The organism is Thiovibrio frasassiensis, from assembly GCF_029607905.1.
Taxonomy (GTDB): Bacteria; Desulfobacterota; Desulfobulbia; order Desulfobulbales; family Desulfurivibrionaceae; genus Thiovibrio; species Thiovibrio frasassiensis.
Genome location: NZ_JAPHEH010000001.1, coordinates 2789584 through 2800286, shown reverse-complemented (window position 1 = coordinate 2800286; position 10703 = coordinate 2789584). Strand labels below are relative to the sequence as shown.

Sequence of the window (10703 nt, the reverse complement as noted above, 5' to 3'; positions counted from 1 at the left end):
GCTTGGTGGGAGAGTAGGTCGCCGCCGATTCTTTTTTTGTAGTAAAACCCTTCCCCTCAAAAGGAAGGGTTTTTTTTGTCCTTTTTTTCTCTTCTCGCCTTGTTTCCCCCGCCGCGCTTTCGCTTTTTTTAATGGAAAACTTGTGGGTTCTGCTTTACGCTACCCTGGAGACGCTTCCCCAACCTTTATTCTTTTGGTGCGACACATTCATGGCAGGCAATTTGTTTCCCCAGACGGTTCTCGATGCAAACACGCTTTTGGAAGCCAGGCCGGAAGGTATGGCCCTGGTGGATACCGAGGCGCGCTTTGTCTATGTGAACCCCGCCTATGTCCGTCTGTTGAAAGAGGTCTTCAATCTCACCGTGGGCCCCGGTTCGCGTCATCAGTATGTCTTGCCCAACAGCCAGCGGGCTTGGGCCAGCGACCTGTATCAGCGCGCGCTTTCCGGCAAGAAATTCACCGTGGATTTCAGCCGGACCTGTCCGGAGGGGGGGGTATGTACCTTCGAGCGCTCCTTCAGCCCGGTCTACCACAACGAGAGAGTGGCCGGCTTTTCCGAGGTGATCCGGGATGTGACCGTGGAGCGCAGACGCGAGGCGGATTTGCGCCGGGCCTATGACCTCCTGGAAAAGCAGATTACGGCCCGGACCAACAGCTATCAGGAATACAACGCGATTCTGGCCCAGGAGATCATCGAGCGGCAGCAGGCCGAGGAGGATCTTCTGGAAAGCGGGGAGCGGCTCTCCCAGATCCTGCAGGCCAGTTCCATTCCCACCTTTGTTATCGACGAAAACCATACAATCACCCACTGGAACAAGGCCTGCGCCGTGATGACCGGCTTGAGCGCGAGCGAGATGGTGGGCACCCAGTATCAGTGGAAGGCCTTTTATCTCTATCAGCGTCCTATTCTGGCCGATTTGGTGCTCAATGGCGCCAGCGAGGAGCATATCGCCAAGTTCTACAACGGCAAGTACCGCCCTTCCTCCCTGGTCAAGGGGGCCTATGAGGTGGAGGATTTTTTCGACTTCGGCCATGTGAGCAAGTGGCTTTTTTTTACCGCCGCGCCGATCAAGAATCTGGCCGGCGATATCATCGGCGCCATCGAAACCTTGCAGGATGTTACGGACCGCAAGCACATGGAGGATGAGGTGCGGCGGATGAACGACGTCTTGGAGGCCCGGGTCGCGGAGCGGACCACCCAGCTGACCCGCACCTACGAGCAGCTGCTCCATGCGGAAAAATTCAGCGCCGTGGGCAAGCTGGCCGCCTCCATCGCCCATGAATTCGGCAACCCGATCATCGGCATCCGCAATTTCCTGCAGGGGCTGCGCAAGTATGTGAAGCTGGAGAAGGGCGATGCCGAGATGCTCGATGTGGCCATCGCCGAATGCGTGCGGGTCAAGGATCTGATCAGCACCCTGCAGGATTTCAACCGGCCCACCACCGGCAAGGTCGCCTCGGTGGATCTGCACCGGATTATCGAGGAGCTGCTCCTGCTCGGGAAAAAGAAGCTCAGTGACCGGCATATCCAGGTGGAACGCAATTTTTCCCCGAATCTGCCGAATATTCAGGCAGTGCCGGATCAGATCAAGCAGGTGCTCCTCAACGTGATCGGCAACGCCGAAGAGGCCATGCCGGAAACAGGCGGGACCATCACCATCACCACCGAGCTGGTTGGGGAGAATGTCCGCATTCTCATCCAGGATACGGGCAAGGGGATCCGGGTTAAGGATATGGGTTCGATCTTCGAGCCGTTTTTCTCAACCAAACCGGCGGTGGAGGGCACCGGGCTGGGCCTTTCCGTGAGCTACGGCATCATCAAGCGCCACGGCGGCGATATCACCGCCATGAGCACCCGCGGCAAAGGGACGCTTTTTACCATCATCCTGCCCATCGACGGGGTGCCCGGGGAAGAGGATTCGCTGACGATCTTCAAGTAGTTTTATCCTTCTCCCCATGGTCCTCGCATCCTCCGCTGCATCCGCATCCAGTTTCCGCCCCATCCGCTTTTTTCCTTAACCTTCTCCGGATTGTCGCAACCAGAGGTCGTATTGACAGGGCCAAAATCAGCAGGGCGGCGGCCAGTTGGAGGGGATAGGGGATGATTTCCCCGGCCTGGCCGATCACCGCCTTGGCCGAGATGCCGTATGCCGCGTAAACCCAGTCAAGGGTCAAGCCGAAGATCACTGCGGTGATCCCGATGCAGCTGAGATACACTGCAGTGGCGCGCTTTCCCAGCAACCCGACCAGCACCGAGAGGGTGGCCATGTTGGTGGCCGGACCCACCAGGAGAAAGACCAGGGCCGCGCCGGGGCTGACCCCCTTGAGGATCATCGCTGCGGCGATGGGGGTGGAAGCGGTGGCGCAGATATAGAGCGGGATGCCGAAGGCCAGCATCAGCAGCATGGTGAGCAATCCCCCGCCAAGATAGGTGGTGATCAGGTCGTCGGGCACCAGGGCCGAGATCATCCCGGCCAGCAGGACCCCGGCAAAGAACCAGCCCGCCAGATCTCCCCAGAGTTCGCCAAAGGCATAGGTCATTCCGGCCCGGATCTTTTCCGGAAAGCTGTGGTGATTGGCATGTTCTGCGGGCGGGCAATCGATGCCGCTGCAACAGCCGTCCACCGCGCAGGAAAGATCGGCGGCCATGGCCAATTGCGGCCGGGGCGGATTGAAGGTGTTTTCGATGCAGCCGGCGATGAGGGCGGAGATCAAGGCGGCCAGGGGCCGGGCCACGGTCATGATCGGGTCGAGCAGGGCATAGCTGACGCTGATGGAGTCCACGCCCGATTCCGGGGTGGAGATGAGAAAGGCGGTGGTCGCCCCGTTGTTGGCTCCCTGCCGTTTCAGGGCCGCCGCCGCGGGCAGAACCCCGCAGGAGCATAAGGGCAGAGGAATGCCGAGCAGGGCCGCCTTGAGCACCGAGCTGTAACGCCCCTGGCCCAGATGGCGGGCGACATAGCTCGGCGAGAGAAAGACCTTGAGCAGGCCGCCGATGAGGATGCCGAAGAGAATGTAGGCTGAGGCCTCCAACAGGAGCTGCCAGGATTCGCTGAAGATGTTGACGAGAAGGTGCATGGCTTCACTCCCTGAGATGTTCAAGCGCAATTTGGACCAGCTGGCTGACATGCGCATCGGTGAGGTGATAATAAAGCACTACCCCCTCGCGACGGTTGGCCACCAGCGCTAACTGCCGGAGCATCCGCAGCTGATGGCTCACCGCGGATTCGCTTATGCCGAGAAAGGCGGCGAGATCGCAGACGCACATCTCTTCTTCACTGAGAGCCCGGAGAATTTTCAGACGGGTGGGGTCGGCAAAGGCCTTGAAGAAATCGGCGAGGCGCTCCACCTCTCCGCCGGGCAGGCGGGACTCCTTGGCGCGCTGCACCTTTTCCCCATGAATGATGCGGCATTGGCAGAGTTCTCCGCCGGCGGCTTTGTTTTCTTGTTTATATCTGAGCATATACTCAGATATAACGGTACGCAGAGGGTGTCAAGCAAAAAGTCTCAAGAGGGTCGGGCAGAGCTGTGCGCAAAGCGGCTTGCCGCGCGGCGTCACTCATCTTTTTGCCCGTCGAGTTCCGGGTGGATCAAGGTGGCAATGATCCGGAGCGTCTGGGTGAAGGTTGCCGGCGATGGGCTACAGACCAGATCCGGATCAATGGTATGTATCCTTCCCGTTTGCGCGGCCTTGAGGACGTACATCTGCCGCCAGTTTTTTTTCTCCTCCGCGGCAATGCCCGTTTCCGAGCCCATGATGGCAATGATGATGACCTCGGGATTTTCGGCGATGACCTTTTCTACCTGCATCGTGCCGGTACGTTGGTCTCCGGCGATATTGACGCCGCCGGCCAGGGCGATGAAGTCGTGGGTAAATGAACCTGGGACCGAGGCAAAGAGCGGCCTGCTCCCTACCTGGAGAAAGACTTTTTTCTTCGGGAGAGGCACGAGCCTGCGCTGCAGAGCGGCAACCTCTTCCCGCGCCTGGCTGACGATCTGCCGGGCCCGCTCTTCCAAGCCTAATAATTTTCCGAGTTCGATAAACTGTCCGCAGATTTCGGCAAAGGATGCGGGCTGCCGGAAGCGGACAATCCGCACCCCCATCTTTTCCAGCTGGTTTATCTGCTCCGGCCGGGTCAAGGCGGTGGCCAGCACCAAGTCGGGATGCAGGCTGATGATTTTCTCGATGGAAACCTGCATGACCGAGCCGATCTTCGGCTTATGCTTTGCCGCTTCCGGGCGGACGCAGTAACTGGTGTCCCCGACGAGACGGTCCCCGGCCCCGAGCAGATAGAGATTTTCGGTGTTGAGCGGGCCCAGGGAAACGATGCGCTGCGCTCTGGCCGGCAGCGCAGTATGCCGGTCCGCCTGTTTTTGCCTCTCCGAGGCGGCAACGGCTGCTGCGCTCAGCATGAGGGTGAGCAAAAAAACAATCAGGATCATCCGCTTCATGTTCGGCTCCTCAGAAATGGTACTTCAGCCCGCCATAGCAAGAAAGCCCAGGGGTGGCATAGCTCCACGCTTCTTCGTATTGCTCGTTAAAGAGGTTGTCGATGCGTCCATACACATCCAGGCTGGCGGTCAGCGCATAGCTGCCGGCCAGGTTGACCACGGTGTACGGGGCCAGGGTAGAGACCCGATTGCCGTCTTTATCCTTGGCCGTACCGTTTTCGTCCCGCTCCCCGACCCAGAGCAGCTCCGCATTGGTGCGCAGCTTCTCGGAAAAACGATAGGAGGTGGAAAGCGAACCCTTGCTCAGCGGCCGCCGCGTCAGGCGAACCCCCCCGGCATCCTCGGTATCCGTATAGGTATAGGCCAGCGTCACCTCGAGTGCCGTCGACGGGCTGAAGCGGGCAAAGGATTCCACGCCCCGGGTAGTGCTTTCTCCCGTGGCTTGGCTATATTTCCAGGTGGTTGTGTCAAATTGGATCAGATTATCAAACCTTGCCTGAAAATAGGTGATGCCGACAGTCAGCCTTTCGCCAGGCAGTTCCTGCTCAACGCCCGCATCCCACCCCGTGCTTTTCTCCGCCTCCAGAGTTGAATCGCCATACCCCGGGGCATACAGCTCAAAAAGAGAGGGGGCGCGAAAACCGGTGCCATACGCACCCTTGAGCGTGGTGCCGGTTGCCGCAAACAGATAGGAGGGCGCAACCCGATAGGTCTCCGCGCTGCCAAAGCGGTCATGGTCGTCTATCCTTGCCCCCACCACGACATTCGCGCGCTCACCCAGGGAAATCTGGTCTTGCAGCCAGGAACTGGTCACAGTGGCCGTTTGCTTGTCGATAACGATAAAACCGCCGGAGGAATCCATCTCTTCGGCAAAATAGGAAAGGCCGAGCGTAACGGTGTTCGCCGTAACCGGCGTCACTGTGCCTTGCCACCCGACCTCGGAGCTGTCACCGTTATAGAGCGAGCGGCCAGAATCGTTGATGATGATCCGTTCTTTGCCGGTGTGCTGATAGTACAGGTTTGCGTCGAGCTCTCCATCCATGAACCGGTTATGGACATTGAACTTCGAGAGCAATTCCTTGCTGTCGATATACTTCTCCTGAGGGCTGCCGATCTTATTGTCCTGCAGATAACCGCTGACCGTGCTGTCGAGATCCACCCGCGAATTCATGGAGCGGGCGAGGGCGGAAATATCACAATCCGGCGTCAGCAGATAGCCTGCCTTGCCGGAAAAGGTGGTATTGCGCCAACCGTCTTTCTCCGAGGTGGTGCCATGTGCATGGGGAATACGGTCATTCTTGTCGTCGGCCGTGGAAAAACCCTGGGCTTCGGTGCGGGAGAGGGACAAGGCATAGTTGAATCGCTCCACCGCGCCGCTGCTTCCGGCGTAGCTTTTCCAGGTGCCATGGGAACCGGCTTCGCCTCCGAGATAATAGCCGGGCCGTCCTTTCCCTTTCTTGGTGATGATATTGATCACCCCGGCAGTGGCGTTGCTGCCGAACAGCACACTCATGGGGCCGCGGACAATCTCGATGCGTTCGATATTGTCCGTGGTGAGGTTTGCCAGGTTTGCCCCGCGATTCGCCTCGGAGGGATCGTTGAACATGATGCCGTCCACCAGCACCAGGGTGTTTTTCGCATCCGCGCCCCGGATGAAAACCGAGGTGTTGGTTCCCAGTCCGCCGTTGGCCACAACATTGAGGCCGGGTGCGCTTTTTAGAACCTCCTCAACCGTCAGTTGCTGTTTGGCTTCAATCTCCTGCGCGGTTATCACGGTTACCGAACTGCCGCCAACCTGGGCAACCGTCGCCGGGGTACGGGTCGCGGTTATTACCAACTCCTCCAAGCGGGTCGCCGTCTCCTCGGCTCTTGCCGCCATGGTCGCGCCCAGTACCAGCGCGGCTGTTATCACGTAGATCTTCTGCATGCTTTTCTCCTCGGTTCGGTTGTGTTCCCGGCCACGAGGATATCTCTCTGCCCGCGCAGGCAAAAAAAATCCCCGGACCAATACAATATTGATCCGGGGATCCCTGATTTTTCCCAAGATAGATACATGTCGCCCCATGTCCACGGAGGCAGTCTGTTATGTTTTTTTCAGGCAGGTCTTCTGACTCCCGGTTCATCCTCCTCCCGCGTCTTCCCATCCCGTTGAGGACAGTGACATGTTGCGGAATTCGTCCCCGGTTACAGCGGCGGGCCCGTCCCTGATTCGCACAGGGTTCCCTATTAAGCTCGGTTAAGAGCACCTGAAACAGGGGGGAATTTAATAGGGCGCAGCCGGAAGAGCAAGAGAAAAAATAGCACGGAAACTTCTTCCCTGAGTCGTTTGTGTTTTTTCTTGATATTTTTCTATTGTGAAAACAGTGAGTTAATTGGCGATCACGGTGTTACGTTTTTTATATTTGTAATATTTAGCTTGCAATCGGATTTCCTGCTCGTTACGGTGTTACCGAATTTTAATTGGTGTTACCGAAAAAGTGGGACAGGGCGACCCCGTTTGCACGTTGTGTCCTTGGCACAATCCCTGTTGGCAATTGGAGCAATCATGCGGTTTCTGCGCGAGATAATGACATCCGTCTCGGTTCTCTGCCCGCTTTCTCGGTGGTGGTCCGGTTATTTTCGCCGACCGGTTTACTTGGGGAACGAAACGGCATCCGCAAACAGGAGAAGTACCCGGCTGCTCTTCTTTTCTGTCTCCTCGCTGCTGCACGCCGCGGCCATTTTCTCGCTGGCCGCGACCCCCAGCCCGAAAAGGGCGAGCGCCATCGAGGTTACCCTATTCGGCCCGCCGTCTTCCGTCGAGTACGGAGAGGTCGCACTGCCGGGAGGGCAGGAGAAAAAGCCGCAAACTTCGGAACGAAAGGCTTCACCCCGGGCGCGCAAGGAGAGGGGGGAGGCCAAAGCGGCCGAAGCGGAATCGGCGGCACAGAGCACGGCGCACTCCCTTGCGCAAGCCTTGTCCCGGGAAATCCCGACGGTTGCGGCAATGGAGGGAGGCGGCGAGGGGCAATCCACAGAGGCAAGGAGTAACGGGCAGGTGGCTGCAGGAAACCCTCCTGGGGGGGGTGGGGCGGCAAAGCACGGCACTGACGATCATACCCTGTCACAGTATCTACGCCTCGTTCGGGAGAGGATCGGTCGATATAAAAAATACCCCTTCATCGCCAGAAAACGAGGGCTGGAAGGGAAGGTCGGGGTGCGCTTTCTCCTCACCGGTGCGGGAGAAGCGCAGCTCCTTACCATCAGCAGGAGTTCGGGGCAGGAGATCCTCGACCGGGCTGCGCTCAAGGCCGTGGAGGATGGCGCGCCCTTTCCGCAGCCGCCGGCGGATCTGCTTGCCGAGCCGATCACCATCGAACTGAATATTGTCTTTAATTTGTCGTAATTTTGGCTGGCATTGCAATCAGCAGAAGAGGAGGAAGGGAATGGGGAAAGAGGCAAGAGGAAGCATGCGCTTTGCCGTCCGCTGCGGGGCGATGCTGGGGGGTGTCGCCCTGGCGCTGCCCTGCGGGCAGGCCGTGGCAGGGGAGGAAGGGGGGGATTCGGCCACGCATATTCTGGATCAGATCGTGGTCACCGGCACCAAGACCCCGCACACCCTGCAGGACACGCCGGTGGAAACCCTGGTGCTCGGCCGGGAGGAGATCGACAGAACCAACGCCCAGAACATCGAGGGGATACTGAAAAGCATCCCAGGGGTCTCCGTCTCCGCCCATGACGATACCTTCGGCACCTATACCTGGAATGCCAAGATGCGGGGGCTCTCCATCAACGACGGCTATGCCCTGATCCTGGTGGACGGCCAGAGGGTGATGGGCTCGGGGCAGAGCGGCGGCATGGGGGAGTACGGCATCGGCCTCAATCAGATCCCGGTGGAAATGGTCGAGCGCATCGAGGTGGTGAAGGGGCCCGGCTCCGCCCTCTACGGCAGCGACGCCATGGCCGGGGTGATCAACATCATCACCCGGCGCACCCCCAAGGAGCCTGTGGTCGGGGCGGGAGCGGCCTATGGCTGGTACACCGTCAGGGAGCGGCTCAAAAACGGGGTGGTGGAGGAGCCGGCGGATAAAAATCGCCATCAGTCCCAGGCCTATGCATATTTCGGGGACCGCCCGCTGGAAAAGCTCGGCTATCTGCTGCAGTACAATCGGGAATCCGCCCAGGACAACGGCGCGTCCCGGATCGATTCGGAGCGCGATTCGGTGCTGCTCAAGGTGGATGTCGATCCCACCAAGCAGCTGCGCCTGTTCGCCAAGGGGGAGGCGAGCGATTATGACAAGGAGGCAGACCGCAAGGAGCAGAGTTACCGGTTGTCGGCCGGGGCGGATTGGCAGCCCGGTGCGGCCCACTTTCTCTCGCTCAAGGGCTACACCTACAACTGGGATTTCGACCACGGCTATCTCGATAACACTTACGGCCATAAATTCGGCGACATAGCCTATCGGCAGATGGAGGGGCAATATACCTGGACCGCCAACCAAACCCATGCCCTCACCTCCGGGGCGGAATTCCAGCGGCAGTCCATCGATTTTAGAATCGACAATGCGGACAACAGCACCATCAGGGTGGATCGGGAGATCGACATCGCCAGCTTTTACCTGCAGGATGAATTGACCTTGCCGGGCGGGAAAATGACCCTGGTGCCGGGAGTGCGCTACGACGACCATTCCGTTTTCGGGGAAGAGGTCAATCCCAAACTCAGCGCCATGTACCGCTTCTCCGCGGCCACCACCCTGCGCGCTTCGGTGGGCAGGGCCTTCAAGTCTCCCACCATCCGCCAGCTTTACTATGACGCCCCGTACGGGCATGGCTCCTATTACGTGCAAGCCAATCCGGATCTCAAGCCGGAAACCGCCCTCGGCTATTCGGCAGGAATCGAGCACTGGCTGCCGGAAAAAAATGCAATGCTCAGCGTCGGCTATTTTCGTAACGAGGTCAAGGAACTGGTGACCCGGGAAGATACCGGTACCCTGTACAACGGTCTGCCCCTCCAGATTTACCGGAACGTCGAGGAGGCCACCACCCAGGGGGTCGAGCTTATGGGCAGGATCTGGGCGATGGGGGGCGGTTCCCTGGCGTTCGCCTATACATACACCGACTCGGAAAACCGGGAAAACGGCAAGGCTCTGCCCTATACCCCGGTGCATCAGGTGAGCCTGACCCCGGCCTACGACTTGGCGGATTACGGGGTGGGAATGAGCGCCACCATCTCCCAGAGCTCGCGCCAGTACACCGACACCGCCAACACCGCGCAGATCGACACCCATACCGTGGTCGATGCCAAGATTTACAAGCAACTCCGTAAAAACGCCAAACTCTCCCTGGAGGCGGACAATGTGTTCGACTCCGACAAGGGGGATGAGGGGAATTTCCGTACCGGCCGAACCCTTATGCTCAAGTTCGATCTCACCCTGTAACCCGCATACCTGAAGGAGAAAAGCATGCATTCTCGTACCAATACCCCGTTCATCTCCCGTTGTTTCCTTGTTGCTTTCCTGGCCATGCTTCTGCTCTGCGCAGGCGAGGCCCGGGCGCATTATCCGTGGGTCGAAATGGCAGATTCCGCGCCTGGAGCCAAAAACGCACCGCGCATCCGTTTCGGTTGGGGCCATACCTTTCCCTCCGAAAATTTTCTGGGCGGCGATGATCTGGAGGAGTCCTTCCTCCTCTCGGCAACCGGTGCGAAAATCGCCCTGCAGCCGAGCACGGCGACGGAATTTGTCGCCCCAGGGGGGCTTGCGGGCGGCACCTATCTGGTTGCTGCGCAACGGAAGGCGAGTTTCTACACCAAGACCGTGGACGGCGGGAAAAGGCAGTGTAAAAATGGGCTCGACAACGTGGTCAAATGCTCCTGGTCCACCATGTCCATGAAAGGCGTTGTCTCGCTGGGGGCAGGGAAGGGCGCGGTTGACCAGGCGGTCGGCCATCCCCTGGAGATCATCCCCCTGGCCAACCCGGCCCGGCTCAAGGTCGGGGACATGCTTCCCGTTCGGGTCCTGTTCAGGGGCAAACCGTACAGTGGAGAAATAGCTGCGCTCTACCACACCCTTGCCGAGAAAAAGGAAACCCCGGCCGACCCATTTACCACCGATGCAAACGGGTGGGGCAGCCTTAGGATCGCATCGCCCGGGGTTTGGCTCCTTAAGGCCCAGCATGCGCTGCCCTTTGTCCGGCCCGAGGAGTGCGATGTGGAGTCCTACGTGGCAACCCTGAGCTTTACGATCCGATAACGCTAGAGAAGATTTCGCGGC

Annotated in this window: 8 protein-coding genes and 1 riboswitch; of the genes, 4 read left to right on the top strand and 4 right to left on the bottom strand. The window is 59.1% G+C overall.

The window, feature by feature from the left end; all coding sequences use genetic code 11:
• Positions 1-209 precede the first annotated feature (209 nt).
• Entirely contained in the window at positions 210-1940 is a 1731-nt protein-coding gene (locus OLX77_RS13045) for an ATP-binding protein (protein ID WP_307634049.1), read from the top strand.
• Here OLX77_RS13045 and OLX77_RS13040 read toward each other — a convergent pair.
• The 4 genes from OLX77_RS13040 to OLX77_RS13025 all read right to left on the bottom strand — a co-directional run bounded on the left by OLX77_RS13040 (position 1933) and on the right by OLX77_RS13025 (position 6379).
• Positions 1933-3078 (bottom strand): SO_0444 family Cu/Zn efflux transporter, encoded by a 1146-nt coding sequence (locus tag OLX77_RS13040; protein ID WP_307634048.1) that lies wholly within the window; start codon positions 3076-3078, stop codon positions 1933-1935. The two genes, OLX77_RS13045 and OLX77_RS13040, sit on opposite strands and share 8 nt — an antisense overlap.
• Before the next feature lie 4 nt (positions 3079-3082).
• Positions 3083-3463, bottom strand: a complete 381-nt coding sequence (locus tag OLX77_RS13035) for an ArsR/SmtB family transcription factor (RefSeq protein WP_307634047.1) — start codon at positions 3461-3463, stop codon at positions 3083-3085.
• Between the two features lie 92 nt (positions 3464-3555).
• Complete coding sequence (locus tag OLX77_RS13030; RefSeq protein WP_307634046.1) at positions 3556-4452, bottom strand: ABC transporter substrate-binding protein; 897 nt, start codon at positions 4450-4452, stop codon at positions 3556-3558.
• A 10-nt stretch (positions 4453-4462) separates the two neighbouring features.
• Positions 4463-6379, bottom strand: coding sequence for a TonB-dependent receptor plug domain-containing protein (locus tag OLX77_RS13025; protein WP_307634045.1), 1917 nt, complete (start codon positions 6377-6379; stop codon positions 4463-4465).
• Between the two features lie 153 nt (positions 6380-6532).
• A riboswitch (cobalamin riboswitch) is annotated at positions 6533-6717 on the bottom strand.
• 280 nt (positions 6718-6997) lie between these two features.
• Here OLX77_RS13025 and OLX77_RS13020 point away from each other — a divergent pair.
• The 3 genes from OLX77_RS13020 to OLX77_RS13010 are packed head-to-tail and all read left to right on the top strand — an operon-like array spanning position 6998 to position 10682.
• Positions 6998-7837, top strand: coding sequence for an energy transducer TonB (locus tag OLX77_RS13020; protein ID WP_307634044.1), 840 nt, complete (start codon positions 6998-7000; stop codon positions 7835-7837).
• 40 nt (positions 7838-7877) lie between these two features.
• Entirely contained in the window at positions 7878-9869 is a 1992-nt protein-coding gene (locus OLX77_RS13015; RefSeq protein ID WP_307634043.1) for a TonB-dependent receptor plug domain-containing protein, read from the top strand.
• 24 nt (positions 9870-9893) lie between these two features.
• On the top strand, positions 9894-10682 hold the full coding sequence (locus OLX77_RS13010) for a DUF4198 domain-containing protein (RefSeq protein WP_307634042.1): 789 nt from the start codon (positions 9894-9896) through the stop codon (positions 10680-10682).
• Positions 10683-10703 lie beyond the last annotated feature (21 nt).